27 protein-coding genes, 1 tRNA gene, 1 other RNA gene and 2 pseudogenes are annotated in these 24321 nt (G+C 66.6%); 13 read left to right on the top strand and 18 right to left on the bottom strand.

Annotated elements, in window-relative coordinates:
- Nucleotides 1-286: 286 nt before the first annotated feature.
- Nucleotides 287-655, bottom strand: a transfer-messenger RNA (tmRNA) gene (ssrA, locus tag G6N34_RS16145).
- Nucleotides 656-744: 89 nt separating this feature from the next.
- Entirely contained in the window at nucleotides 745-960 is a 216-nt protein-coding gene (locus tag G6N34_RS16140; protein ID WP_407663234.1) for a hypothetical protein, read from the bottom strand.
- A 9-nt stretch (nucleotides 961-969) separates the two neighbouring features.
- Here G6N34_RS16140 and G6N34_RS16135 point away from each other — a divergent pair, with 9 nt between their 5' ends.
- Genes G6N34_RS16135 through G6N34_RS16115 form a run of 5 tightly spaced genes read left to right on the top strand, consistent with a single transcriptional unit; the run spans nucleotide 970 to nucleotide 3654 of the window.
- Complete coding sequence (locus G6N34_RS16135; RefSeq protein ID WP_085148300.1) at nucleotides 970-1839, top strand: LLM class F420-dependent oxidoreductase; 870 nt, start codon at nucleotides 970-972, stop codon at nucleotides 1837-1839.
- A gap of 4 nt (nucleotides 1840-1843) precedes the next feature.
- Entirely contained in the window at nucleotides 1844-2191 is a 348-nt protein-coding gene (locus tag G6N34_RS16130; RefSeq protein WP_085148297.1) for a DUF488 domain-containing protein, read from the top strand.
- Nucleotides 2188-2619: a hypothetical protein gene (locus tag G6N34_RS16125; protein ID WP_085148295.1), complete on the top strand. Its 432-nt coding sequence runs from the start codon at nucleotides 2188-2190 to the stop codon at nucleotides 2617-2619. Before G6N34_RS16130 ends, G6N34_RS16125 begins: the two co-directional genes overlap by 4 nt.
- Before the next feature lie 18 nt (nucleotides 2620-2637).
- A complete protein-coding gene (locus G6N34_RS16120; protein WP_085148292.1) occupies nucleotides 2638-2982 on the top strand; it encodes a cupin domain-containing protein in 345 nt (114 codons plus the stop codon).
- Between the two features lie 54 nt (nucleotides 2983-3036).
- Entirely contained in the window at nucleotides 3037-3654 is a 618-nt protein-coding gene (locus G6N34_RS16115) for a GNAT family N-acetyltransferase (protein ID WP_085148290.1), read from the top strand.
- 19 nt (nucleotides 3655-3673) lie between these two features.
- Here the strand turns inward: G6N34_RS16115 and mbtN are convergent, their stop codons facing one another.
- The 6 genes and pseudogenes from mbtN to crcB (G6N34_RS16085) form a co-directional block, all read right to left on the bottom strand.
- A complete protein-coding gene (gene mbtN, locus G6N34_RS16110) occupies nucleotides 3674-4843 on the bottom strand; it encodes a mycobactin biosynthesis acyl-ACP dehydrogenase MbtN (RefSeq protein ID WP_085148287.1) in 1170 nt (389 codons plus the stop codon).
- Entirely contained in the window at nucleotides 4840-6417 is a 1578-nt protein-coding gene (mbtM, locus tag G6N34_RS16105) for a long-chain-fatty acid--ACP ligase MbtM (RefSeq protein WP_085148284.1), read from the bottom strand. The genes mbtN and mbtM overlap by 4 nt, the downstream gene beginning before the upstream one ends.
- Nucleotides 6414-6677: pseudogene (locus G6N34_RS16100) on the bottom strand (acyl carrier protein); the annotation flags it as partial. The pseudogene G6N34_RS16100 and the gene mbtM, both read right to left, overlap by 4 nt.
- A 47-nt stretch (nucleotides 6678-6724) precedes the next feature.
- The gene (locus G6N34_RS16095) at nucleotides 6725-7711 is read right to left on the bottom strand and encodes a DUF190 domain-containing protein (protein ID WP_085149941.1); all 987 of its coding nucleotides are present in this window, start codon (nucleotides 7709-7711) and stop codon (nucleotides 6725-6727) included.
- Nucleotides 7708-8076 carry a fluoride efflux transporter CrcB gene (gene crcB, locus G6N34_RS16090; protein WP_085148281.1) on the bottom strand — a complete coding sequence of 123 codons (369 nt, stop codon included), beginning with the start codon at nucleotides 8074-8076 and terminating at the stop codon, nucleotides 7708-7710. Before crcB (G6N34_RS16090) ends, G6N34_RS16095 begins: the two co-directional genes overlap by 4 nt.
- A complete protein-coding gene (crcB, locus tag G6N34_RS16085) occupies nucleotides 8073-8501 on the bottom strand; it encodes a fluoride efflux transporter CrcB (protein ID WP_085148278.1) in 429 nt (142 codons plus the stop codon). Before crcB (G6N34_RS16085) ends, crcB (G6N34_RS16090) begins: the two co-directional genes overlap by 4 nt.
- A gap of 37 nt (nucleotides 8502-8538) precedes the next feature.
- Here crcB (G6N34_RS16085) and pgm point away from each other — a divergent pair, with 37 nt between their 5' ends.
- From pgm to G6N34_RS16070, 3 genes are all read left to right on the top strand, one after another.
- Nucleotides 8539-10185, top strand: coding sequence for a phosphoglucomutase (alpha-D-glucose-1,6-bisphosphate-dependent) (pgm, locus tag G6N34_RS16080; RefSeq protein ID WP_085148275.1), 1647 nt, complete (start codon nucleotides 8539-8541; stop codon nucleotides 10183-10185).
- Complete coding sequence (locus G6N34_RS16075; protein ID WP_085148272.1) at nucleotides 10182-11447, top strand: MFS transporter; 1266 nt, start codon at nucleotides 10182-10184, stop codon at nucleotides 11445-11447. The genes pgm and G6N34_RS16075 overlap by 4 nt, the downstream gene beginning before the upstream one ends.
- A 56-nt stretch (nucleotides 11448-11503) precedes the next feature.
- Nucleotides 11504-11576: transfer RNA gene (locus tag G6N34_RS16070), tRNA-Ala, on the top strand.
- 82 nt (nucleotides 11577-11658) lie between these two features.
- On the opposite strand, the gene G6N34_RS16065 is transcribed toward G6N34_RS16070, so the two are convergent.
- Nucleotides 11659-12435, bottom strand: a complete 777-nt coding sequence (locus G6N34_RS16065; protein WP_085148269.1) for an NUDIX hydrolase — start codon at nucleotides 12433-12435, stop codon at nucleotides 11659-11661.
- Nucleotides 12436-12530: 95 nt separating this feature from the next.
- Here G6N34_RS16065 and G6N34_RS16060 point away from each other — a divergent pair, with 95 nt between their 5' ends.
- Nucleotides 12531-13274: a vWA domain-containing protein gene (locus G6N34_RS16060; protein ID WP_085148266.1), complete on the top strand. Its 744-nt coding sequence runs from the start codon at nucleotides 12531-12533 to the stop codon at nucleotides 13272-13274.
- 258 nt (nucleotides 13275-13532) lie between these two features.
- On the opposite strand, the gene G6N34_RS16055 is transcribed toward G6N34_RS16060, so the two are convergent.
- From G6N34_RS16055 to G6N34_RS16040, 4 genes are all read right to left on the bottom strand, one after another.
- Nucleotides 13533-14747, bottom strand: coding sequence for an NAD(P)/FAD-dependent oxidoreductase (locus tag G6N34_RS16055; protein WP_085148263.1), 1215 nt, complete (start codon nucleotides 14745-14747; stop codon nucleotides 13533-13535).
- A 127-nt stretch (nucleotides 14748-14874) separates the two neighbouring features.
- Nucleotides 14875-15789, bottom strand: coding sequence for an SDR family oxidoreductase (locus G6N34_RS16050; RefSeq protein WP_197746685.1), 915 nt, complete (start codon nucleotides 15787-15789; stop codon nucleotides 14875-14877).
- Between the two features lie 27 nt (nucleotides 15790-15816).
- Complete coding sequence (locus G6N34_RS16045; protein WP_234812719.1) at nucleotides 15817-16428, bottom strand: sigma-70 family RNA polymerase sigma factor; 612 nt, start codon at nucleotides 16426-16428, stop codon at nucleotides 15817-15819.
- Between the two features lie 179 nt (nucleotides 16429-16607).
- Nucleotides 16608-17054 carry a hypothetical protein gene (locus G6N34_RS16040; protein ID WP_085149939.1) on the bottom strand — a complete coding sequence of 149 codons (447 nt, stop codon included), beginning with the start codon at nucleotides 17052-17054 and terminating at the stop codon, nucleotides 16608-16610.
- Between the two features lie 129 nt (nucleotides 17055-17183).
- Between G6N34_RS16040 and G6N34_RS16035 the strand changes: the two genes are divergently transcribed.
- The 3 genes from G6N34_RS16035 to G6N34_RS16025 all read left to right on the top strand — a co-directional run bounded on the left by G6N34_RS16035 (nucleotide 17184) and on the right by G6N34_RS16025 (nucleotide 20290).
- Nucleotides 17184-18383, top strand: coding sequence for an NAD(P)/FAD-dependent oxidoreductase (locus tag G6N34_RS16035; RefSeq protein ID WP_085148257.1), 1200 nt, complete (start codon nucleotides 17184-17186; stop codon nucleotides 18381-18383).
- Between the two features lie 114 nt (nucleotides 18384-18497).
- Entirely contained in the window at nucleotides 18498-19481 is a 984-nt protein-coding gene (sigJ, locus tag G6N34_RS16030; RefSeq protein WP_085148254.1) for an RNA polymerase sigma factor SigJ, read from the top strand.
- 152 nt (nucleotides 19482-19633) lie between these two features.
- A complete protein-coding gene (locus G6N34_RS16025; protein WP_109788275.1) occupies nucleotides 19634-20290 on the top strand; it encodes a cutinase family protein in 657 nt (218 codons plus the stop codon).
- A gap of 132 nt (nucleotides 20291-20422) precedes the next feature.
- Here G6N34_RS16025 and G6N34_RS16020 read toward each other — a convergent pair whose 3' ends face one another.
- The 3 genes and pseudogenes from G6N34_RS16020 to G6N34_RS16015 form a co-directional block, all read right to left on the bottom strand.
- Complete coding sequence (locus G6N34_RS16020) at nucleotides 20423-21001, bottom strand: hypothetical protein (protein ID WP_234812718.1); 579 nt, start codon at nucleotides 20999-21001, stop codon at nucleotides 20423-20425.
- Between the two features lie 180 nt (nucleotides 21002-21181).
- A pseudogene (locus G6N34_RS28500) lies at nucleotides 21182-21280 on the bottom strand (DUF2510 domain-containing protein); the annotation flags it as partial.
- 434 nt (nucleotides 21281-21714) lie between these two features.
- Nucleotides 21715-22107, bottom strand: a complete 393-nt coding sequence (locus G6N34_RS16015) for a CDGP domain-containing protein (protein WP_085148245.1) — start codon at nucleotides 22105-22107, stop codon at nucleotides 21715-21717.
- A 354-nt stretch (nucleotides 22108-22461) separates the two neighbouring features.
- Between G6N34_RS16015 and G6N34_RS28300 the strand changes: the two genes are divergently transcribed.
- On the top strand, nucleotides 22462-22584 hold the full coding sequence (locus tag G6N34_RS28300) for a hypothetical protein (RefSeq protein ID WP_264016581.1): 123 nt from the start codon (nucleotides 22462-22464) through the stop codon (nucleotides 22582-22584).
- Here G6N34_RS28300 and G6N34_RS16010 read toward each other — a convergent pair.
- Both G6N34_RS16010 and G6N34_RS16005 read right to left on the bottom strand, forming a co-directional pair.
- Complete coding sequence (locus G6N34_RS16010) at nucleotides 22562-23179, bottom strand: TetR/AcrR family transcriptional regulator (protein WP_163645413.1); 618 nt, start codon at nucleotides 23177-23179, stop codon at nucleotides 22562-22564. The two genes, G6N34_RS28300 and G6N34_RS16010, sit on opposite strands and share 23 nt — an antisense overlap.
- 17 nt (nucleotides 23180-23196) lie before the next feature.
- A complete protein-coding gene (locus G6N34_RS16005; protein ID WP_085149937.1) occupies nucleotides 23197-24279 on the bottom strand; it encodes a protein kinase family protein in 1083 nt (360 codons plus the stop codon).
- Nucleotides 24280-24321: the final 42 nt, after the last annotated feature.

Below are 24321 nucleotides of genomic sequence, written 5' to 3'. Positions count from 1 at the left end.
GCGTGTCACCTTTGGACCGAGAGGTCGCGCGGCGTCGATACGCCTAGCGCGCACCGGCCGCGTCGGTCGATTCGATCACCTCTAGAGCCTTGGCGGCGCCGAGCTGGTCGACCATTAGCGTGAACTCGACGGCCTGCCCGGCGTCGTCGAACGACGTCGAGGTTTCCTCGCTTGCGGGCGCGTGGGCGAATGGATGCCAAAACGCCGAACTCTATGAAATGTGGACCGCGGTGTGGACGTAGAAAAAGGCCCCGGTCAGAAAACTTGCTCTGACCAGGGCCTTTCTCGGTGGAGCTGCCGGGAATCGAACCCGGGTCCTACGGCATTCCCTCGAGGCTTCTCCGTGCGCAGTCCGCTATGTCTCTACTCGGATCTCCTGATCACGCGAACAAGTCAGGATGACGATCCCAGTCGCTGTTTGGTGTCCCCGTACATCCCGCGACCGGACGTATGGGTTTGTCCCTCTTGATGACGCCAGGATCCGGGTCGAGGGCGCTCCCGGGCTGACGGACTAGCTATCGCTTAGGCAGCGAGGGCGTAGTCGCGCTGATTGGTATCGGCGCTTAATTGGTTGCAACGACGCTTACGGTGGTCTCTTGCCTGCACCGGCACGCTTCCCTTGATTCGATGCGCGAAGTCGAAACCGTTCAGCCCCTCGCACATATCCCGCCGACTTTCGGCGGGACTCGTCCATCTTACCGTCAGGTCCGACAAGGGCCAGCGATTAAACGTCTCAGACCGGTATCAGTCGAGGTCAGAGTCGCGTTCGCGCAGGAACTCCAGCAGCGCGGCGTCCCCGGACGTGAGGCGATCCACCTCTTCGCCGCCGTCGCACGTGACCAGAGCGACGGTCACCGATCCGGCGCCGCGGTGCAGCACCCGCCAATGCGCGCCGGACTGCTCCCACCGTTGCAGTACCGCAACCGGATCGAGGCTCATTCCCATGATCTTGCCTGCCATGATCGCCGGGTGGAGATAGGACTGCATGCGCTTGGCATCGACTCGGGTGCCGAGCGCACCGTGATCGATGCCGTGGCCGGGGCCGCCGAACGGGCCGGCTTCTCCACGCTGTGGGCCGGTGAGCACGTCGCCATGGTCGACGAGTCCGCCTCGCGCTATCCCTACTCCCAGGACGGCCAGATGGCGGTGCCGCCGACCGCGGACTGGCTGGACCCCCTCATCGCGCTGAGCTTCGCCGCGGCCGCCACCACCCGCATCGAACTGGCGACCGGAGTGCTTCTGCTCGCCGAGCACAACCCGGTCATCGTGGCCAAGCAGGCCGCGTCGCTGGACCGGCTGTGTGGGGGCCGCTTCACGCTCGGGGTGGGAATCGGATGGTCCCGCGACGAGTTCGACGCGCTCGGCGTGCCGTTCGAGGGGCGGGCGCAGCGGACCCAGGAATATGTCGCGGCGATGCGCACCCTGTGGCGAGACGAACCGGCGTCGTTTCACGGCGAGTTCGTGAACTTCGACGGCATCCGGGTCAACCCCAAACCGCGCCGCGGACGGGTCCCGGTGGTGCTCGGCGGCAACAGCGACGCCGCCCTGCGCCGGGTCGTGGAATGGGGTGACGGCTGGTACGGCTACAGCCTTGCCGACCTCGAGGAGGTCGCCGAGCGGGTGTCGCTGCTGCGGGGACTGTGTCGTGAGGCCCACCGAGACGCCGGTGACCTGCGGCTGTCGGTGTCGCTGCGGCACCCCTCGCCGAATGACGTGGGCAGGCTCGCCGACATCGGGGTCGACGAATTGGTGCTGGTGGGGAGCCCGCCAGCCGATCCGCTCGAGGCGGAGGCCTGGGTCGGTGACCTTGCTCGGCAGTGGATGTGGGTGCTGCACTGACCTGATGGAGATCAGGCGCGTGTACGACGCCGTGGAGCCCGACGAGGGCAGGCGGGTCCTGGTTGATCGGCTGTGGCCCCGCGGCATCGCCAAGACCGATCCTCGAGTGGGGCGCTGGCTCAAGGACGTCGCGCCCTCGACCGAACTGCGGCACTGGTATGGACACGACCCGGCGAAGTTCGACGAGTTCGAAAAGCGCTATCTCGCGGAACTGGCCGACGGGCCCGAGGCTGATGCATTGGCCGAACTGCGTCGCCTCGCCAACGAGGGACCTTTAACTCTCGTGACGGCGACCAAAGACCTCAATCTGAGCCATCTGATCGTGTTGACTCGTCTGTTGGAGGGCAGATGATGGGCGAATCAATCGCTGTGGCAGCAGTTTTCATCTGGTTGGGCATGGTGTTGGCGATCTCCTTCGTTGAGGCACCGCTGAAGTTCCGCGCCCCGGGCGTGACGTTGCAGATCGGCCTGGGCATCGGCCGTGTGGTGTTCCGCGCGCTCAACGCCTGCGAGGTGGTGCTCGCCGCGGCGGTCCTGGTGGGTGCCGCGCTGCATCGTCCGTCGACGGCGGCCATGGTGGCGCTGGTGCTGGCCGTCGCCGCCCTGGTCGTCCAGTTGGGTGCGGTTCGCCCGGCGCTGACCCGCAGATCCGATAGCGTTCTCGCCGGATCCCCAGCCGTTGGCGAGTCCAGGTCGCGGGTTCACTACGCTTATGTCGCGCTTGAGATTGTGAAGGTCGTGGCCCTGGTGACCGCCGGCATCCTGCTGCTGGGCGGATGAGCTGAAAGAGGTGCGGTTGTGGAATCGATTTCGTTGACCAAGGTTGTCGAGGAGCAGCTCGCGGCGGCCCGCACGGCCAAAGCCGGACGCTCGGCCCAGACGGTGCGCGGCGGCCACGACCACTTCCTGCGGGAGACCGTGATCGCCCTGGCCGGGGGCCAGGCCCTGGCCGAGCACGACAGCCCCGGTGAGGCCACGCTGCAGGTGCTGGCGGGAAAGGTGCGCCTGGCCGCTGGCGAGGACGCCGTCGAGTTGGCGACGGGTGATTTCGCGGTGATCCCGCGCAGCCGGCACTCGCTTGAGGCGCTTGAGGATTCCGCGGTGCTGCTGACGGTTCTGGCCGACAGTCGCGAAGCACACTGACGCCGAGGGTAAGGTAACCCTAGCCTCACCCCTCGGGTAGGCTCAGCGGTCACGATGACCGATTCCGTTTCGTCTGCCGCGCTGCCCGTTCTGCCCCGCGAACTCACGGACATCTCCGACGAGGTGCGCGCGGTTCCGCCACCCCCGACGCCGGTCCTCGCTGACCCGTACGCGATCCGGGTGGTGGACGCAGATGCAGACGCCGCGCTGATCTCCGAGTGGATGAACCGACCACACCTGGTCGAGGCGTGGGAGTACCCGTGGCCCGAGGAGCGCTGGCGTGCCTACCTGAGCGCGCAACTCGCGGGACAGTACTCGCGCCCTCTGATCGGCAGCTTCAAGGGTGAGCCGCTGGCCTACGTCGAGGTCTACCGTGCCGCCAAGGATTCGATCGCGCCGCGGTATGACGCCGATCCGTACGACCTGGGTCTGCACGCAGCCATCGCCGACCTGCGGATCGTCAACCGGGGCTTCGGTCCGCTGCTGCTGCCTCGCGTGGCCAAGAGCCTGTTCGAACTCGAACCGCAGTGTCAGCGCATCATGTTCGACCCGGATCACCGCAACTCGGCGGCGCGGCGCCTGTGTGAATACGCCGGCTGCGAGTTCCTCGGCGAGCACGACATGGCCAACCGCAGGATGTCGCTCTACGCACTGCACCGGCCGCGGGACTGAATCCCGCGGCCTGTCAGCGTCAGTCGGGAACTGCGCCGCCGATGAGTTCGGCGTAGCCGTCATGGTCGGGCTTCATCGCCGCGGCCACCAGTTCCCACAGCACCTCGTCGGTGCCGCCGCCCACGCGCGCCAACTTCATGTCACGCCACCAGCGGCCCAGCGGCGTCTCGTCGACGAGGTAGCCCGCGCCGCCGAAGATGTGCATGCACTCGTTGATGACCTCTTCGCCCAGGCGGGCCGCCGTCACCTTCAACGCTGCGGCGGTGCGCAGATCGAGCTTGTTCACCGCGGCGACGCCGTTGAGTCCGTGCCGCAGAAGATCAACGCGGGCCTGCATGTCAGCCATTCGCATCCGCAGTGCCTGATGCTCGAAAAGCGTTGAGCCGAACTGCCTGCGGTTGACCATGCGGGCATGGGTGATGCCCAGCACCCGCTGGCACGACGAGGCGACCTGCCCGGCGACCGACATCCGCTCGTGCGCCAGGCCCCAGGAGATGGCGGCCAGTCCGGTCCCGGCGCGCGCGATCAGGGCGTCGGCGGGCACCCAGGTGTCGATGTGCACCGCCGCGGTGTCCAGGGGTCCGGCGCCGACCTTGCGGTAGGGCGTCTGCACCTCGGTCTGCGCGGTCGGCACCGCGATCAGCGCCACGCTGCCGTGCCGGCTGTTCGGGTCGTGGTCGACGCTGCGGGCCACCACCATGATGTGGTCGGCGATAGGGGACAGCGACACGAACTTCTTGACGCCCCGGACTTCGAAACCGTCTCGCGCCGAACGGATCTCGGTCTCACAGATCTGCAGGTCGGAGCCGCCCGACTCCTCGGAGGCGCCGATGCACAGGACCGACTCGCCGCGGATGGCCTGTTCGCAGATCGCCTTGAGGTGATCCGACTTGCCGAACCTGCGCAGGATCGCGATCGCCGAGTCATGCAGGCTGACACCGACTCCGATGCCGGCCGAACCCAAACGCCCCAGCCGGTAGGCCAACTCCAGGAGTTTGGCGACGTCGGGGTGCTGGGAATCGCCCCACTTGGCGGTGAAAACCCCTGAGCTGCCCAGGTGTTCGATCAGTTTGCGAGGAAAGCGTTCGGTCTCCTCGGCCTCTGCGGTCCAGGCCGTCACGCGGTCGTCGAAGACCTCGGCGAGCAGGTCCCGGTACTCCTCGAGCGAGGCCCCGATGGTCGCCGTCATGTCCGAACCCCTTCCAGGTCGCGTTTGACTTCGAGTCGGCGCAGCTTGCCCGACGAGGTGCGCGGCAGCGAACCCGGTGCCAGGAACACCACATCTGCTGGCACGACACCACATTCGGAGGCCACCCGCGAGATGAGTTCGCCACGGGCGCCGTCCTGATCGGGCCCGCGGAACTCGGCGACGATCACCAGGCCCGGACGCGTCGATCCCTCGTCGGTGCCGACCGCGACGACGGCGCCCTCGCGCACGCCGCGCACGCCGGCGGCGACGCGTTCGACCTCGGTGGGGAAGATGTTGCGCCCCGCCACCGTGATGAGTTCCTTGGCGCGCCCGCAGACCACCAGACCGCCGTCGGTCAGGTAGCCGATGTCACCGGTGCGGAACCACTCGCCGGGGGCCAGGCTTTCACCGCCGAGGTATCCCGACATCATCGAGGTGCCGCGGATCTCGACCTCGCCGACGTCACGCCCGGCATCCGCCGAGTGCTGTTCGGAGGGGGAGATGCGCAGTTCCATACCGGGGATCGGCTCACCGAGGATGGCGTGCCGGCGCACGGATTCCGTTGCCGGGTCCAGCAGCTCGTCGTGGTGCAGGCCGGTGCCCGGTGTCGGCGCGGTGACGGCACAGGTGGCCTCGGCCAGCCCATACGAGGGTGCGGCGGCGCCCGGATCGAGTCCGAACCGGCTCAACTCCGAGAGGAACTGCGCAAAGCCGTCACAGTCGATCGGTTCGCCACCGTTGATGGCGAAACGCAGTGCCGACAGATCGACCTCCGGCACGCGACGGGCGTACTTGCCGATCACGTTATAGGCGAAATTCGGTGCGGCAGTCAGGGATGCGCGACTCTGCGACAACCAGGTGAGCCATCGGAACGGCGACGCCGAGAACGCGGAGGTGGGCGCCAGCCACATGTCGGCGCCGGCGAGCGCCCCGCTGAGCAGGAATGTCAGGCCCATGTCGTGGTACACCGGCAGCCACGTCAGACCGACGTCGACACCCGGGTCCACGCCGGTGTGCGTGAGCAGGCCGCCGACGTTGTTGAGCACGGCGTGCGGGGACAGCATCGCCGTGCGGGGTGTGCCGGTGGAACCGGCGGTGCCCTGCAGCACCGCACAGCCCGTGTCGTTGGGCACCGCGTGAAACGTCGTGGACCGCTGCTGGTGCGCGACGTCGGGGAGGTCGAGAAGGCGCAGTGGGGAACCGGCGTCGCGCAGCAGGCCGAGGGTCTCGCCGGTGGACAGCACCGTCCCGACACCGATGTCGGTGAACCGGGTCAGAGTGGACGTCGCCCACTGGGCGGGGTCGGCGCCGCGGATCGGGGACGGCAGGATCGACACCGCGCGACCAGCCAGCCAGGCGCCCTGGATGGCGGCGACGAACTCGACCGAGACTTCGCCCACCAGACCGATGTCGCCGAGGGGGCCGTCGGCGACGCGCTCGGCGACGTTCTCGGCGCGGGCGTGCACCTCCTGCCACGGACGAGGAATCCACTCGCCGCTGTCCCGATCCAGCACCACCAGGCTGTGCGAGGACTGCGTCATCGACTGCGTCAGCGCCGACGCGAGGACGCTCACTTCTCGGCGGGGACCTTGGCCAGGATGGCGGCCTCAAGGTCTCCGACCGTGTCGCAGCTGAGCAGGTCCTCTTCGGACAGCGCCACCCCGAGCTTGTCCTCGATGGCGACCATGCCGACGGCGAACGCCACCGAATCCATTCCGACGTCGTCGACCAGGCGTGAATCCCGTGAGACGCGGCTCATATCGACGTTGAGATCGTCGCGCAGGATCTCCTCGAGAGCGGCGGTGACGGCTTCCGGGTGAGACGTTTCCATGGCGTGCGACGCTACACCGCGGGGTTAGCCAAGGCTAGGCTTACCCCCGGTCAGGAGGCGTGGACCTCGACATCTTCGCAGATGATCAGCCCGTGCTCGGCGGTGAGTGTGTCCGCAATCTCAAACGCGCGCGCCACCCGCGCGGGAGTGTCGATCACCACCGTCGCGACCGGCACGCGCCGCGACAGTCGCGCCATCGTGTCGCCGCGGGGTGGCTGACCGTTCTGGAACCCCCACAGGCCGCGCAGGACCGTCGCGCCGGAGACGTGTTGCCCCTCGCGCAGAGAGCGGACGAGAAGGCGATGAATGGGCGCCCCGTCGTCGTGGTTGTCCTCCGCCGACAACACCGTCATCTGCTGGAAGGCGCCGGTGCCGGCCGGTGCACTCAACACCCGTCCGTCGCGTTTGCACACCTGGATCGGTTGGGTGGTCTGCAGCGCCCCGCCGAGGACGTCGGCCAGTTCCGCGGTGGCCAGCGCGACCTGGGCCGGGGTGCCGACGGCCGTCACCACCATCGGGACCTCGGCGTTGCGGCTGAAGAACCGGGCCCGACGGCGCTGTCCCGCCGAGGTGCCGTCGACACCGAGAAACGCGGTGGCGCTGACGAATCCGAGCCGGTGCAACACCGCGCACGCCACCTGGTAGGCCGGCGTGCGGCCCACCCGCTGCTGGCGCCGCAGATACAGATTCAGTTTCACCGGCCCGCTCGGCAGCGCCTGCCCGGTGGCCACGGCGCGCTCGACGGTCACCAGAGCGCGCCCGGACAGCGGGGCGATCTGGGCGACCAGCGCGTCGATGACCGTCGCGTCGTCGACGGCGCTGATCAGCACCGGCAGGTCCTCCGACAGGGTCAGTGACTCGTCGGTGCGCGCGATGTTGTGCAGCCCGAAACTGGCCACTCCGCGCAGCATGATGCTGTCGGCGACCCGGCGTTCGGCGAACCGGTCCAGCAGCACATCGGCCAGGAACCCCGCGTCGCTGCGCTCCCGTTCGGCGCAGTACACGCCGAGCTTGGCGGTTTCGTTCAACGCACTCACCACCATCTCGCAATCGACTGTCCCAGCCAGGCGGCCGCGACTCCGAGCACCACGCTGACCACGATGTTCGCGATCGCCGGCCGGTACTGCCGCTCCTCGGCCAGTCGGTGGGTCTCATACATCCAGGTGGAGAACGTCGTGTAGGCGCCGACGAAGGCCGTTCCGGCGAGCAGGGCCGCGTGGTGGCTCAGGGTCAGGCCGGCGACGAACCCCAGCAGCACCGCGCCCGTCAGGTTGACGGTCAGCGTGCCGTACGGGAACGCCGCGGCCATGCGCCGCGCGACCGCGCGGTCGACGACGAAGCGCGCCACCGAACCCAGACCACCTATCGCCGCCACCCCGAGCCACACCAGCGCCGTCGTCACGCGCGCACCCGAGACCTGCGCACCAGGCCGGTGGCGACGTGGATGGCCAGCAGGCCCAGGACCAGGCTCGCGGCGACGTAACCCGCGGCCAAGCCGTAGTGCTGGTGTGCCAGCATGTGCAGGGTCTCCACCTGCATGGTCGAGAACGTCGTCAGGCCGCCGCACAGGCCCGTGCCCAGGAGCGGTCGACGGTAACTCGACAGCGGCAGTCGCTCGAGCAGTCGGGTGCTGAAGTAGCCGAGCAGGAATGCCCCGATGATGTTGACGACGAACGTCGGCCACGGCCAGTGCGCGGGATCGGGTGCGGTCAGGTTCGCCAGTCCGGCGCGTGCCAATGTGCCCAACGCCCCGCCGATGAAGACCGCGGCAAGTTCGCGGTTGTCGTGACCGAACACGAGGCAAAGTATGACGGCGGACGTCGTCATGCGCGCACGGACGGCAGAACGTGGGCAGAATTGGCCCATGGCCGCCAATCCGCGTGCCGGGCAACCGGCAGAACCCGAAGACCTGATCGACCTGCCGCACCTGGTCACCGCGTACTACAGCGTGCAACCCGATCCCGAGGACATCGCCCAGCAGGTGGTGTTCGGGACGTCCGGGCACCGCGGGTCCAGCCTGGACGGCGCGTTCAACGAGGCGCACATCCTGGCCACCACGCAGGCGATCGTGGAATACCGTGCCGCCCAGGGCACCACCGGACCGTTGTTCATCGGGCGTGACACACACGGCCTGTCGGAGCCGGCGTGGACGTCGGCACTGGAGGTGCTGGCCGCCAACGACGTTGTCGCGGTGATCGATTCGGCCGACCGCTACACACCCACACCCGCGATCAGCCACGCGATCCTGACCTTCAACTCCGGCCGCGACGCCGACTTGGCCGACGGCATCGTGGTCACCCCGTCACACAACCCGCCCCGTGACGGCGGCTTCAAGTACAACCCGCCCAACGGCGGCCCGGCCGACACCGATGCGACAGCCGCAATTGCCAAGCGCGCCAACGAGATCCTGCGCGATGGTCGCAAAGACGTCAAACGTATCCCGCTGGTGCGCGCGCTGCAGACCGCGCAGCGTCACGACTACATGGACGCCTATGTGGCCGACCTGCCCAACGTCGTCGATCTGCACGCGATCCGTGCCGAAGGCGTGCGCATCGGCGCCGACCCGCTGGGCGGCGCCAGTGTGGACTACTGGGGGGCGATCGCCGAACGTCACGGCATCGACCTCACGGTGGTCAATCCGCTGGTGGACGCGACATGGCGGTTCATGACGCTGGACACCGACGGCAAGATCCGGATGGACTGCAGTTCACCCAATGCCATGGCGTCGCTGATCAGCAAGATCGACGGAGGTGGCGCTGCCTACCAGATCGCCACCGGCAACGACGCCGACTCCGACCGGCACGGCATCGTCACCCCCGACGGGGGTCTGATGAACCCCAACCACTACCTCGCGGTGGCCATCGACTACCTCTACACGCACCGTCCCGACTGGCCCGACACCGTGGCCGTCGGCAAGACCGCGGTCAGCAGTTCGATCATCGACCGCGTGGTGGCCGGGATCGGGCGCAAGCTCGTCGAGGTCCCCGTCGGGTTCAAGTGGTTCGTGGACGGGCTGATCGGCGGGACAATCGGATTCGGTGGCGAGGAGTCCGCGGGCGCGTCGTTCCTGCGCAAGGACGGCACGGTGTGGACCACCGACAAGGACGGCATCATCCTGGCACTGCTGGCCTCGGAGATCCTGGCGGTGACCGGACAGACGCCGTCGCAGCGGTATGCCGAACTGGCCGCCAAGTACGGCGCGCCGACCTATGCGCGCATCGACGCCCCGGCCGACCGGGAGCAGAAGGCCCGGCTGTCGAAGCTGTCCGCGGAACAGGTCAGGGCCACCGAACTGGCCGGCGAGGCGATCACCGCCAAGCTGACGACGGCACCCGGCAACGGTGCGGGCCTCGGGGGCTTGAAGGTGACCACCGAGAACGCCTGGTTTGCCGCGCGGCCCTCGGGCACCGAGGACGTCTACAAGATCTACGCGGAGTCCTTCCTGGGGCCCGAGCATCTGGCGGAGGTGCAGGAGGCCGCCAAGGACGTGGTCAATACAGTCATCGGGTGAGCTCTTGTACGGAGGACGACTGTAAGAAGCCCGCCAAGCGGAAGCTGCCGCGCGAGGTCTGGGTACTGGTCGCAGCAAACGTGGTGGTCGCGCTGGGCTACGGGGTGGTCGCTCCGGTGTTGCCGCAATACGCCCGCCACTTCGGCGTCAGCATCGCTGCGGCGACGTTCGTCATCACCGCCTTCGCCGTCATGCGACTGGTCGGGGCGCCGCCGGCCGGATTCCTGGTGCAGCGGCTGGGGGAGCGGCGGGTCTACATCTCCGGCCTGCTGATCGTCGCAGTCTCGACGGCGGCCTGCGCGCTGGCCGAAAGTTATTGGCAGCTGCTGTTGTTCCGCTCGCTGGGCGGCGTCGGGTCGGCCATGTTCACGGTGTCCTCGCTGGGCCTGATGATCCGGATCTCGCCGGCCGACGCGCGGGGCCGCGTGGCCGGGTTGTTCTCCTCGGGCTTCATGATCGGCTCGGTGGGCGGGCCGATCCTGGGCGCCCTGACCGCCGGCTTCGGCCTGTCGGCGCCGTTCCTGATCTACGGCGCCGCGTTGGTGGTCGCCGCGTTGGTGGTGTTCGTCAGCCTGCGGCATTCCCATCTGGCCGCCCCGGACGAGTCCACCGAGCCGCCGGTGCCGTTCGCGACGGTGTTCCGGCACGGGGCGTACAAGGCGGCGCTGTTGTCGAACTTCGCGACCGGCTGGGCGTCGTTCGGGCTGCGGATCGCGCTGGTGCCGCTGTTCGTGGTGGAGGTGCTGGGTCGCAGCCCGGGCGCGGCCGGGATGGCGCTGACCGCCTTCGCGGTGGGCAACATCTCGGTGGTGGTTCCCAGCGGGTATATGTCCGATCGGTTCGGCCGGCGCAGGCTGGTGATCTTCGGTCTGGTGCTGGCGGCCGTGTCGACCGGTTTGGTGGGCTTCAGCGACTCGCTGACGGTGTTTCTGGTGGCCGGTTATGTGGCGGGCGCGGCGACCGGGATCTTCATCTCGCCGCAGCAGGCCGCGGTCGCCGACGTGGTGGGCAACAAGGCGCGCGGTGGGACCGCGGTGGCGACGTTCCAGATGATGGCCGACGTCGGATCGATCGGTGGATCGCTGTTGGTCGGGCTGATCGCCCAGTACCTGTCGTTCTCCTGGGCCTTTGTCATCAGCGGGCTGATCCTGCTGCTGGCCGCGCTGGGCTGGATCTTCGCCCCGGAGACCCATCGGGAACCGCCCGCGGGGCACACTCCGGCCCGTTCGATCGGCCCGGAGGCCGGTGGAGAGGTGCCGTGACCAGCCGTTTTGAGGCTTGGTGCGTATGTGGTGTAACTTCTACACGCACCACTTGAGGGGCTATGGCGCAGTTGGTAGCGCACCACACTGGCAGTGTGGGGGTCAGGGGTTCGAATCCCCTTAGCTCCACAAGGGAAAACCCGTTCCGGCTTCGGCCGGGGCGGGTTTTTTCGTGTCTCGTGGGACACGAGCGCCTGGCGCTGGAAGCTGATCAGGCCTCGTCCGGGCGCTCCTTGGGCCTGCGCGGGCGCCGCACCGGTGGTTGGGTCGACCACGCACCACCGGCGCGGAACAACTCCGGTGGCCGGCCGCCGCGGGGGCTGGCCTTGGCTCGTTTGCCGGTCGGCGTGACGTAGCTGTCCGGCGACGCGGTCGTCGGTGTCAGCGTGGTCAGGCTGCGACGGAAGTTGGCCGGATCGATCTCGGCCTGCCACAACTCTTCGTACACGCTCTGCAGTTCCGACAGCGCAAAGGTCTCGCCGACGAATGCCGTTGCCAGGTCGGTCTGTTCGAGTTGTTCAGCCGCCCGGTCTATGGCGTCGGAGAGGATGCGGTGGTGGTCGAATGCCAGCGGGAGATTCTCCACCGCGTCGGCGACCGGCCATAACCGGACAGCGGCGGCATCGGTGCCGGCCCGCAGGCCTCCGGGGTCCGGCATTACGGCGAGGTAGGCAACGGTGACGACGTTGGTGCGCGGGTCGCGCCCGGGGTCGCCATAGGCGCCGAACTGCGCCAGGTGTTTGGGCGCGATCACCCCGGTCTCTTCGCGCAGTTCCCGCCGCGCCGCGTCGTCGAGGGTCTCGTCGGGCCGTTTGAATCCGCCGGGCAATGCCCATGTTCCCGCGTAGGGGTCGCGACCACGCCGCACCAGGAGCACATGGAGGCGGCCTTCCCACATCGTCAAGATCACGATGTCGACCGTCACAGCGAAAGAGGGGTAGGCGGAGCTGTCGTACCCCTTGGGGACACTGCCTCCAGACCCGCTCATGCTGGGCAGCCTAACCGGTAATGGTCAGATCGACAAATATCTGTTATGGTCAGTCCGACAATTACCAGGCTGGGGACGGCCGGAACGGGGGCACCATGGCGAATGAGAGCAACACCGACGTCAACGGATTGCATGCGCGGATCGCGAAGTTGGAGGCCCTGCTCGCGCAGCAGTCCGCCGCTGAGACCTCCCGCGCTGATATCTGGTACTTGCTCGACCGGTCCGGATCGATGGGGTCGATCGCCGAATACGTGGTGCAGGGTTTCGACGAGTTCGTCGCGGAACAGCGCGAGGAGCAGGGGGTGGCCACCATGACCCTGGTTCAGTTCGACGGTGAGGATGTCCACGACGTGCTGATCGACGCCGAACCGCTGGACCGGGTCCGGTCGATCGCCGGACGGTTCGCACCACGCGGGATGACGCCTTTGTACGACGCGATCGCGGTGATGCTGGACCGCGCCGAGGCTCACCTGGAGCGATCGGGCGGCGAAGCGGCAGACCAGTTGGTCGTCATCATGACCGACGGTTTGGAGAATGCCAGCCAGCACTGGAGCACCACGGCGATCTTCCAACGTATAGAAGGGCTGCGGAAGGCGGGTTGGACCTTCGTGTTCGCGGGCGCCAACCAGGACAGTTACGAAACCGGTGCGGAACTTGGCATGGCCAAGGGAAACACGTCCAACTTCACCGCTTCGCCGACGAGTGTGCTGGCCACCCACCGCGGACTGACCCGGTCCGTGCGGGAGTGGCGGGGCAAGCCGCGGGCCACTCGACTCGCCGATGCCGACGACTTCTGGGGCGGCGTCAAGGAAGGTGAGGGCGAGGGTGCGAACGGATGATGTGGACGCGCCGCGCAGCAGTTGAGGGTGAACGAATGGCGTTCGCTGCCACCGGGGCGGGGGTGATCGCGTCGAAGACGTGGCGGCCCGCGCCAGCTCCTCCCAGGCCGACGAAGCCGCCGGCAACACGACGGTGAGCGTGCCCAGGGGCTGCGTACGCCCACTCAAGCCCCGAAAAGGCAGCTGCCGCAGGTGGTGTCCCACCGGCGGCAGCTGTACTTCAGGTCGGCGTACCGAACCGACGACTAGAGGCGTTGCTCAGTCCATGGTCCAGGTGAAGTGGTAGTCGGCCACCCGGAGGATGGCGTCCTCATCATCGACGGGCGGATAGATCCACTCGGTGTTGATGCGGTGTTTGAACGCCTTGGCCTCGCTGCCGGTCATCTGCACCCTGCGGTCCCAGCCGGTGGTGAGCACCGCTCCTGCGGGGCCGAGATCCAGACAGGTCACGTACGGGTTGGGGGCGAAGGGGACCGGCTCGAGGCCCATGAGATCGGCCGCGACGTTGTGGCCGGCGAACTTGCCCAGCGGTGTCGCGTACTGGCAGCTCTGCATCGTGACGTGGCCGCCCTCAACCGTCGCCGCCGCGGTGTCACCGGCGGCGAACACGCTCGGAGTCGTGGGGACCCGCAGGAATTCGTCGACGACGAGTCGGCCGAGCCCGTCTCGCTCACCCGGGATCATCTGCGTGAGCGGACTCGCAGACATCCCTACGGTCCATACCGTCGTGGCGGTTGGAATGATCTCACCGTCGGCGAGCCGCACCTGCGATTCGGTGACTTCGCTGACCTCAGAACCCAGACGAAGCTCAATTCCCAACTGCTGCAGCGCCTCTGTGATGTAGGGGCGCGGACCCTCACCAAGCTGCGCCCCGACTTCATCGCACCGATCGACAAGGAGGACCCGGGCGCGCCCAGTGTGCGCGTCGGCCATCTCGCGCAGGCGCCCCATCAGCTCGGTGGCGATCTCCAAGCCGGTGAAGCCGGCACCGATGACGACGGCAGCGAACCGGCTCTCCGGCGCGACATTGTCGGCGTGGGTTTCGAGGCGCTGGACGTGGCGCTCAAGCGTGTCCGCGGCAGCGATCGTGTCGATGTTGAACAGGAACTCCCGACCGGGCAGCTCCGGTCGGAAGACCTGACTTCCGGTGGCGAGCACGAGTCGGTCATATATCAGGCTCCGAACCTGGCCGGTGGCGTCGCAGATCGTGACAGCCTTTGCCGCAGTGTCGATCTTGGTCACGCGGGCGCGAATGCGCTCAACGCCGATCGGCTTGAGCACGCGGTCCAGCAGGACCGACATCTGGCCGGGATCGCGTTCGTACAGTCTGGGCCGGATCACCATCTCATCGCTGTCGCTGACGAGGGTGATCTGCGGAGCGGTACCCGCAGTTCCGTTCTCGCGCGCTACCCGCGCAGCTGCCGCGGCACTCCACACGCCGGCGAAACCGCCGCCGATCACCAGGATCTTCATCACCTTTGACACTCCCTTGTTTGTTGTCTCTTCGATTGCCATGGCTCAGCAGCACCGTGGATCCCGCCCTCGGAAGCGCAAGCGCCACCAAGAGGTACGGGCCTACGGTGGGCAGGACAGTGGGCGTTCACACCGTTACGACGCCGCAGCGGTGCTGATTGTGATCCGGGGTGACCACCGTCACTCCGCAGATGCGCCGCAGGGTCCGACCCCTCTGCCTCTGTTGTGATCGGGACCGGCGAGCCATTGGTCGAACCCGATGCTGCCGCGGTCGGCGGCGTCGTTGCCCCGCAGTGCCCCGCAAGCTGATCCGCGCCAGACTCTTCCTGGCAACGCCAGCGGGAAGCAGAGCCGTGGGACTCCGTCGAACGCGAACATCCGACGGACCAATGTCGATCAACATTTCGTCGCCGGGGCCGGCCAAGTCGGTCACACGCCCGGCGGGCGGCCCCTCCGCGAGTTCGACCAGCCGAGTCCCGACGTCGCGGGCGGCAACGGGGCGCAGCAACATCCTCGGCACGGCGACAATGCGCCCGAGGGATGCCCGCTGCACGATCTGTTCGGCGAACTCGTGAAACTGGGTGGCGCGTAACAGTGACCACGCCACCGGGCCGTCGCTGATCGCGCGCTCGTGGGCCAATTTCGCCCGGTAGTAGCCCGCGTCGAGGTTGTCGATGCCGACGATCGACAGTCCGATGTGGTGGCCGATGCCGGCCTGCGTCTCGGCGCGGTGCAGGTTGCGGGTGACGGTCGTGAAGAACGCGGTGGCTTTTGCTGCGCTGGTTGTCCGCGTGCTGGTGACATCGATGACCGCGTGGGCGCCGGCCATTGCCTGGGTCAGTCCAGAGCCGTTGAGAAGGTCCTGGCCTGTCGCGCGAGACAGCGTGACTGTCTGATGACCGCGTGAGCGCGCCGCTTCGACGACGTGCCGACCGACGGTGCCTGTCGCTCCGGCGATGACGAGACGCATGGTGAACTCCTTGGTGATGTGGACGCGGGCCGCGTGGTCCGCGCACAGCTTCTTGACGAACCAGCGCCGCATGCTGTGATGCCGGCGGGTGGCGTCGAGTCATGGGGTCGCCCCGTCTGCGGCGTCGCATGGAAGACGGGTTGTCGGTGCCCTGTCGACAAGAGCCTGGCGCAGTGCTCGGCGGCCACGGTGCAGCCGTGACATCAGAGTCCCCACCGGGACGGCAAGCAGCGCAGCGGCTTCGGCGTAGCGACACCCTTCGACGTCGACGTAGTAGACCGCCATGCGCTGTCCTTCGGGCAGCGCGGCGAGGGCGGCCTTCACCTCGTCGTCGGCGAGAGTTTCCAGGGCGAGCAGTTCGGCGGACGCCGACGTGATCGACGACTGCCGCACCGTGGCGTTGAACTCCAAGTCGGTGATTTTCCCGGTCAACACCTCATCCGGGCGCCGTTGCCGACTGCGGTACCGATTGATCCATGTGGTGACCAGAATCCGGAACAGCCACGCCCGAATGTTGGTCCCGCCGGAGTACTGGTCAAAACTCCGGTACGCCTTGAGCATGGTCTCCTGGACGAGAGCCTCAGCATCGGAATGACTGTGGGTGTGGTTCCAGGCAGCCCGGTAGAGCTGATCCAACAGAGGCCAGGCCTCCTGAACAAACCTCTCGCGCTGATCCGCGGCTTTGTCGGACTGAGCACTGCTCGTCGTCACATCGCACCTCTTCGATTGAAAGATCCTCTGACACTGCATATGTGACGATTGGGGTGGAGCTTCAGTGAGGTCGCGGCGGGAAAGGTGGCAGGAATCACGAGGACGGTCCATGCCGAGAGAACACCGAAGCCGCCGAGGCAGATGTCATGTCTGCACTCAGCGGCCCCGTGAACCCGTGATCAACCTGTTCGGGCCGGGGCAGTTGAGCGCTCCCGGCTGGTGTGTGTCTTGACTGGAAGTGCTGTCGCCAGTGAGCATGCCAGGATCGCCGTCAGCGAGATCACGTTCAGAGTGGCGTCGAGCGGGCCGTACATGTGCAGCATCGGAACGTGATAGACGAGATGCAGCAGGTTGAAGATCGACAGCATCAGGGCCGTGGCGCGCATCAGTGCCCGATTGCCCAGATACGCAAACGCCATCGCGGCGAGCGCGGCCGTCCCCAGGTACATCGCGCCGACGTCCTTGGCGAAGTGCTCGTTGTAGGGTCCGAGCACGGGCAGCCACTGAAGACCAAAACCCGGAAACGTGTTGTACCAGTGCAGTGGAGCGAAGTAGGCCCACACACCCACGACGACTCCCGTGAGTGCGAGGACGGTCAGGCAGAAGCGGTGCAGTAAAGGGTTCACGCCATTGTGACGACGCAGCGGCCGGATTTGTGAGGCCATCGGTGATGTCCGCCACTCCTGGTGCATCAACGTCACATTTCCGGGCCCCCCGGTGTCATAAGGGTGTCCGCACACACCAGGAGGATTCAGATGTCTGCCAACAACCCACGACTGAGGTCGTCCAGTGATCCCCATGTGGTCGTGATCGGCGCCGGCTACGCTGGCGCGCTGGCCGCAAATCGGCTGCAGCAGAACCGCGACATCCAGATCACGATCATCAATCCGCGCCCGGTCTTCGTCGAACGGGTGCGCCTACACGAGTTCGTCGCCGGCAGTGGTGACGCCACGGTCGACCTCGCCGACCTGTTGGGGGAGAGGGTCCACCTCATCGTCGACACCGCCACCAGAATCAATGCGGCGGCACGGACGGTGGAACTGGAGTCCGGATCCCAGGTCTCCTACGACTATCTGGTCTACGCGGTGGGCAGCACTGGGACGGTACCTGAAGGAGTTCGGGGTGCACGCGCCCACGCGTATCCGATCAGCGAGCTCGAACAGGCCGAGCGCCTGCGTGCGGCGGTCGCTCTGCTGCCGAAGAACGCACCGATCTGCGTGGTGGGTGGTGGATTGACCGGAATCGAAACGGCCTCCGAACTCGCTGAGCAGCGCCCCGACGCAAAGGTGTCGCTGCTGTGCGGCGGCATCCTGGCCCCGTCGGTCGGAGAGAAGGCCCGAGCATCGGTGGCCAGACAGCTCACCAGGCTGGGTGTGGCAGTCGAGGATGACGCGGTGGTCGCGGAAGTCCTCGCAGACCGGGTCAGATTGTCCGACGGTCGTAGCCTCCCCAGCGGCGTCACCGTGTGGACCGCCGGCTTCGGCGTCCCTGACTTGGCGGTCCGAAGTGGACTCACCACCGACAGCATCGGTCGGCTGGTCACAGATGAAACCCTGACCAGCGTCGACGATCCGTGGATCATCGGCGCTGGGGACGCATCGGCGCCGGCGGGCCCTGCGCTGCGGATGAGTTGCCAGGCGGCGATGCCGTTGGCTGCTCGGGCCACGAGTACTGTGCTGGCGCGCATCGCGGGTACCGAGGTCAACGTTCTCAATCAGTCCTTCGTCGGCTCGAACATCAGCATCGGACGTCGTCACGGCACCATCGCCACCGCGCGTCATGATGATTCGCCCCGCGGCCTGTACATCGGGGGATGGCTTGCGGCCGTCATCAAAGAGATGGTCTGCGCCACCGTGGTCAAGCAGATCGCCAAGGAGAGTCGCAAACCGGGCAGTTACCGGTGGCCAGGGGCCAACAAGCGACCCGACGCGGTGGCACCGACCCCCGCGGGATGACTGCGGCACTGGCGATGCGTTCCCAGGTGCAGTCGAAGTCAGCGTCGTCGCATGGGACGGGGCGCGGCGAACGGCCCACGGTGATTCTCAAGTTCGGATGACGGGAGAGACGACATGACCATCGTGATCGACAGGTTGGAACGCGATCTGGACCGCGCACTGCTGATCAACCTTGCGTACCGGATGCTGGGTTCGATGGCGGACGCCGAAGACGTGGCGCAGGAGACCTACGTCCGCTGGTACCGGATGACGGAGGCGGAACGCGATTCCATCCGCACTCCTGCCGCGTGGTGCGTCCGGGTGGCGACCCGAATCTGTCTGGACAATCTGACCTCGGCACGTCATCGACGCGAACACTATGTGGGGCCGTGGTTGCCCGAACCGGTTCCGGGTCGGAGCGCCCAGCCGTCCTCGTTGCCGACTGACCCCGCCGAGGCGGTCGCCATAGACGAACACGTCAGCATGGCCATGTTGGTGGTCCTGGAGTCGATGACACCCGCAGAGCGCGTATCTTTCGTGTTGCGAGACGTATTCGGCTATCCCTTCTCGGAGATCAGCGCGATCGTGGGCAGGTCGGAGGCGGCCTGCCGTCAACTCGCGGTGTCCGCTCGGCGCCGAGTCGAACCGGCGCGGCAGAGCGCCGGTGATCCGCAGCGCCACAACGACACCACGCTCGCGTTGTCCAGGGCGTTTCAGCGCGGAGACATCAAGTCCGTCATCGGTCTGCTCGACCCCAATGTCTGCGTGACCAACGACGGGGGCGGCCGAGTGCGTGCTGCGCTGCGACCGATCGTCGGCGCCGAGCGAGTTCTGCGTTACCTGGCGGGGGTCCGTCGTCTGGAGGCCGCGGTGGACACGTCAGTGATCGATGTGAACGGCCAGGCCGGTCTGCGGATGCAGCGCGACGGCGTCACCATTGCCGTTGCGGCACTGCAGGTTCGCAATGGACTGATCACCCACCTCTGGGTCGTCAGAAACTCCGACAAGCTCACGTACTGGAACACCGCTGAGCACGCCAGCAGCGTCCCAGTGGGGTCGGCGCCGGAGAGTTCGACGTCGGCTCAGGGAAGAATCGGCACCGCTGCCGGCGTTGAGTGACTACGACTGGACCACAACATTTCAGCTGGCGCCCCGCCTCTGAGCGGGTCGGCCCATTCGACCGGATGCTGTCGCGCCGGGCACTGCGAAGAGGAGCACCTATGACCGCCTGGCCCCCGTTCGCGTTACGGGCTGCTGTATTCGCCTTTGCGATGGCATTTTTCGCAGCGCCGGCATTCCTGTCGCCGCCGGTCGCCGCCAGCACTGCGGGCGGGTGTCCGGATGTCGAACTCGTCTTCGCGCGAGGCACGTTCGAGCCGTCGGGACTCGGCCGGGTCGGTGATGCGTTGGCATCCTCCTTGCGGTCGCGACTTCCGGAACGGACTGTCGCGGTGTATGCGGTCAACTACCCAGCGTCGCTGGACTTCGGTCGCGCTGCCGAGGGTGTCGCCGACGCGAGCGGGCACATTCGGCGACTGTACGAACGGTGCCCCGACACCGACATCGTGTTGGGTGGCTACTCCCAGGGTGCTGCGGTGAGTGCCTACGTGACTTCGGATTCCGTTCCGGCGGATTTCGTCCTTCCTGCCGGTATCGACGGCGTGCTGCCGACATCGGTTGCCGAGCACGTGGCGGCCGTGACTCTGTTCGGCAAGCCGTCCAGCGAGGTGGTGCAACTCGTACACCGCGGATCCCCGCCGTTGGCGCTCGGCGCTCCGTATGCCGGCAAGACCCTGGATCTCTGCGCTCCGGCCGATCCGGTCTGTCAACCCGGCAGCTTCAATCGTGCGGCGCACAGCAGCTACACCGTCAACGGGATGGTGGACCAGGCGGCCGACTTCGTTGCACGGCGGCTGCAGATGCACTGAGCCTTGGTGACCAACCCGAGGATCAGGCGCGAGCACAGCAGAACCCTTCCCTCTCACCGTCCCCACGCGGACCGGACGCCCTCGACGATCGAACCGTGCTGCTCGCGCTCGAAAGCCCGTGTACACCTACGCTTAGTCGATGTAGACGATCAGAAGCGTGCCTTGGGCGTTCGTGCCCACGCACCGCATCGCGTCCGGCCATAGAGTGGTCGTCGCCGGGCTGCAATGCATCATGTACGACTGGTGGGTGACCGGGCTGTAGGCCATTACGGCGGGGCCCGGATTGGAATACCAAGAGAATCGAACGCTGTCTGCGAATGCGCAGCTTGTGTCATCGGAGGCGACCCCGCTCAAGCCTGATGGGCAGACCTTGAAGTCCTCGAGAGTGTCCGAGGGCGGGGGCGGGGTTATGGCAGCAGTTGGCGAGGGCGCAGGCTGTTCGTGCGCGAATACGAACGCGCCAGGCGGGGTTTCCCACAGCGTGTTGTCCGTATCGGAAGTGACATTTACCGGAACATCGTGCTCTTCGCCGTCCGATTCCTTCACTGTCGCGATGCCCTTGAATTCATTGCCCGACCTGTTGACCAGTATGACTTCAACTACGGTCAAACCGAGCTCTTTCAGATCTGGGTCGCTGTCCAGCTTTCTCTGCATCGAGATTTTGACGGCCGCGGCGGCAACTTCCGCCGGGGGAGAAGTCGGACTCGCCACAGTGGTAGTCGACGGGGTGGGCGGTGCGGCCTGCGAAGCTTCCCCGGTGGGGCGTGTCAACACGAATACCACTGCGCCGACAGCAATTGCGACAGCCGCAACCGGTATCCACACCGACCATGTGTTTCGCGACTTCCCCGTCGTCGGCGGCGGTTCTGCGTCCTTGTGGGGAACTGTCGGCGGGCTGGGTTGGATCGCTCCATCCCATTGGCTGCCGTCCCAATAGCGGGCGCCCTGACCGCCCAGTGGGTCAGGGTACCAACCGGGCCCAGTCACCATTTCGGACGACAATCTGCCAGTGCCGCGCCGCCCAAAATGAGGGTCGCGGGAGCGGCGTGAGCATGCTGGGGTGCTGGGAAGCGCACGGATCGAATGAAACCCGGCATTCGCGGGGTGTAGCTGTCGTCTTGTTTGTGTTCCCGCCGGACCGGATTGAAGTAGTCGCCAGTGAGCCCACCCGCGCACTCGATACGCCCCAGTCCGTTTTCGTAGGAGACCGGACTGGATCCGGCGGTGCCAATTGACAGTCTGAAACATGCGCATTTGGACGCGACGTCGCTGAACGTTGGATTCCCCCCAATCATCATGGGATGCCTAGCCGAATCCTGACCTCTCCCCAACCCGACCTCGCCACCGCAGAAACACTGCGCTGCGAATGATCGGCAGTGGTTGTTCAAAGCTAAAGTCAAGCGAGTTGGGGATGGTGACCGGCGCTAATTGAAATTCAAGGGTGTGAAGCCGGCTGAGTCTGTGTATGTGGGCGGCAGCCAACCTGGTTCGCCGGCCACCACTGTTTCGGGCCGAACCGGATACTTCACCTTTTCGAAGACCTGTTCGTCCTGCCAGTAGCCGCCGCTAGTGGAGCAGCTGTAAGAACCACAGCTGGTGGTGACTGGCACCGTATGGGCCGGAATCCAGACAATGCGGTAACGGACCCAACTGCCGTCCGGCAGTTGGGGGCCATCGCAGATGCTGCGTGTCTGGGTGCCGAGGAACCCCCAACGATCGTGTTGACAGCCGGGTTGGACGTCGGCGTTTGCGGGCGGTGCGAGCGTGAGGCCCGCGGCAACACCCAGCGCGGCGCCAATGGCGAAGCTCAATTTCACAATTCTCCCCCGATGAACTGCAGTTTTACCCGCAGAATGTACCCCGCCAAGCGGGCCGGTGCCTGGTGAAGTTAACACTGGGGCAATTGTTGCTAGCGGTGCTCATGTGGTCAATTTATTATCTGGACGGGGGCGAGTGGGTACGCCATACGACTTTGGTCCCTATTTCAATTCGTACGACCTGATTTGTTCCGTCGTGTGAAATTTGTCCAGTTCGTCGGAAGCGAATTGGTCGACGCCCTCGTGGGGAGATAACGTCCGAAGTCTGCGCCGATTCGCCGCCCGCGAGCTACAGATACTGACCGGCTGGCGGCATCTGTGGCGCCTCGGAATCATCGCCCCAGTCCGGCCGACGTGGCGCCGTCGAGGTACCGCGTCGATCGGAGCGGCAACGTCGAACGCTACAAGCAGTGGCTGGCCCACGCGCTGCCCAACCTGCTGCTGCGGCCCGAAGTCACACAGTCGCAGTCGAACTGAGTCTCGCCTGTACTCGCTCCGACCATTCCGTCAGTTCACCGGCCAGGTCGAAGCCGGGTTCGACAATCCACCAGTAGGCGAAACCGATTGTGGCCGAGACCATCTCCCTGGACTCCGCGCCGGCGTCGAGGCTGTCGGTGATGCTGCCGTCGGCCTGGCCGGTGCGGATCGCCTCCGCGAATCCTGTCCGGACTCGGTCTATCCAGTTGCGGATGCGGGTCCGCAGTTGGGTATCAGCCTGGGCGGCCTCGAAGTTCAACACCAGCATCGCCCGCAGTAGGTCGGGGTCGCTGATCGCGAACTCGCGCAGGCCGGAGATTCGACGGAGAACACGCTGCAGGCCCGAATCGCCCGGCTCGTCCGGAATGTCGAGGCGGCTCTCGTACCGAGACGCGAGCATCGCGTCGAGCAGGGCGTCCTTGCTGCCGAACCGCACCCGGACCATGTCCCGGCTGTAGCCGGCGTGCAGGCCGATCTGTTGCGCGGTGGTCGCCGCGTAGCCCTGTTGCCCGATCAGGATGATCGCGGCGTCGATGAGCCGTCGCGACGACTCGTCGACGCGCTCCTGCTGCGTCCGGCGCGGCTTATCGGTCACGAGGTCACGATAGGGGTTCAGTCGCCGATGGTCTGGAGTGCGTTGGTGTCGCTGATGATCGCGAAGGCTCGCTCGGTCAGGGCGTGCAGTAGTTCGCGCGCGCGATCGGTGAGGGTGTCCCACGACATCATCGCGGTGAGCGGGAACGTGATCTGCGCCAGAACGGCCGCCTGGAACTGGCGCCACGCATCGTCGAAGCCGTAGTTGCGCACACCGTGGGACGTCAGGGCGTCGACATAGCGCTGCACCAGTTCTCGTTCGCGTCCGGCCCGCTGGACCGGCGTCATCCCCTGGCCGACCAGGTAGGCGATGTCCCAGACGCCCGCGCCCCGCATCACCAGCTGGAAGTCGACGAGTGTCGGGTTCTCGTCCGCGTCGAAGAACAGGTTGTCGGCCCGCAGGTCGCCATTGAGGAGGGTCTGCGGTTCGCCCAGGGCGGCCAGCAGTCCCGGCAGGTGCTGCGCGAATCCGTCGAGGAACTCACCCAGGCCCGTAGGCGCCGCCACTCGGCCATGGGTCCGGTAGGTGGCCCACCCAAGTGCCACTCCCATCGAATACAGCCCCGCCATGGCGGGATCGTCGATGGCCGGAATCACCTGCGCGCGTGTCACTTCGGGGCCGAGATTCCACGCCCAGGCATGGAACTCGGCGAATTGATCGATGACGCGCTCAACCCGGTCGATGGGCAGGCCGTCGAGGTGATCGGCTGCGTCCAGTCCACCGAGGTCGTCGAGGACCAACACGAAGTCCGTGGACTCCGGCGCGATCTGCGCGACGTGGGCGTGCGCGGTGCGCAGTGGCGCCGACGGTGCGACGTTCGCGTAGAAGTGCACCTCGCGGGTGTAGGCCCCCGTCATCTGCGCCAGATGGAGGTAGGCGGTGTCGGTCGGCAGCTTGGCCACCAGGGTGGCCGGACCGGTTCCGTCCAGGTCGAGATGAAGCCGGTAGAGGTAGGAGAGGAAGCCGACGCCTTCGGCGATCTGCTCCGCGCGCACCGCCTGGACGGTGGTGTCCGGGCTGAGGGTGCCCGCGGACTGAAGGGCAGTCGTGAGCCATTCGGGTGTCAGTCCTGCAGCGGTGGTGGGGATGGTCGTACTCATGACGCAGACGCTACTTGTTTGGTTGCACACAAACAACTATGT

The sequence above is a fragment of the Mycolicibacterium confluentis genome, from assembly GCF_010729895.1.
In the GTDB taxonomy this organism is placed as follows: domain Bacteria; phylum Actinomycetota; class Actinomycetes; order Mycobacteriales; family Mycobacteriaceae; genus Mycobacterium; species Mycobacterium confluentis.
The sequence above is the reverse complement of the archived record's forward strand: the minus strand, read 5'-3'. Positions and strand labels throughout refer to the sequence as shown.

Bases quoted from the DNA above. Each gene is read 5' to 3' on its own strand.
- G6N34_RS16140 (WP_407663234.1), bottom strand. From the start codon at position 960: ATGGCAGGCAAGATCATGGGAATGAGCCTCGATCCGGTTGCGGTACTG.
- G6N34_RS16130 (WP_085148297.1), top strand. From the start codon at position 1,844: ATGGAGATCAGGCGCGTGTACGACGCCGTGGAGCCCGACGAGGGCAGG.
- G6N34_RS16125 (WP_085148295.1), top strand. From the start codon at position 2,188: ATGATGGGCGAATCAATCGCTGTGGCAGCAGTTTTCATCTGGTTGGGC.
- G6N34_RS16115 (WP_085148290.1), top strand. From the start codon at position 3,037: ATGACCGATTCCGTTTCGTCTGCCGCGCTGCCCGTTCTGCCCCGCGAA.
- mbtN (WP_085148287.1), bottom strand. From the start codon at position 4,843: ATGACGGCGACCATCGGGGCCTCGCTCGAGGAGTACCGGGACCTGCTC.
- crcB (WP_085148278.1), bottom strand. From the start codon at position 8,501: ATGACGACGTCCGCCGTCATACTTTGCCTCGTGTTCGGTCACGACAAC.
- pgm (WP_085148275.1), top strand. From the start codon at position 8,539: ATGGCCGCCAATCCGCGTGCCGGGCAACCGGCAGAACCCGAAGACCTG.
- G6N34_RS16065 (WP_085148269.1), bottom strand. From the start codon at position 12,435: ATGAGCGGGTCTGGAGGCAGTGTCCCCAAGGGGTACGACAGCTCCGCC.
- G6N34_RS16060 (WP_085148266.1), top strand. From the start codon at position 12,531: ATGGCGAATGAGAGCAACACCGACGTCAACGGATTGCATGCGCGGATC.
- G6N34_RS16055 (WP_085148263.1), bottom strand. From the start codon at position 14,747: ATGAAGATCCTGGTGATCGGCGGCGGTTTCGCCGGCGTGTGGAGTGCC.
- G6N34_RS16050 (WP_197746685.1), bottom strand. From the start codon at position 15,789: ATGCGGCGCTGGTTCGTCAAGAAGCTGTGCGCGGACCACGCGGCCCGC.
- G6N34_RS16035 (WP_085148257.1), top strand. From the start codon at position 17,184: ATGTCTGCCAACAACCCACGACTGAGGTCGTCCAGTGATCCCCATGTG.
- sigJ (WP_085148254.1), top strand. From the start codon at position 18,498: ATGACCATCGTGATCGACAGGTTGGAACGCGATCTGGACCGCGCACTG.
- G6N34_RS16025 (WP_109788275.1), top strand. From the start codon at position 19,634: ATGGCATTTTTCGCAGCGCCGGCATTCCTGTCGCCGCCGGTCGCCGCC.
- G6N34_RS16005 (WP_085149937.1), bottom strand. From the start codon at position 24,279: ATGAGTACGACCATCCCCACCACCGCTGCAGGACTGACACCCGAATGG.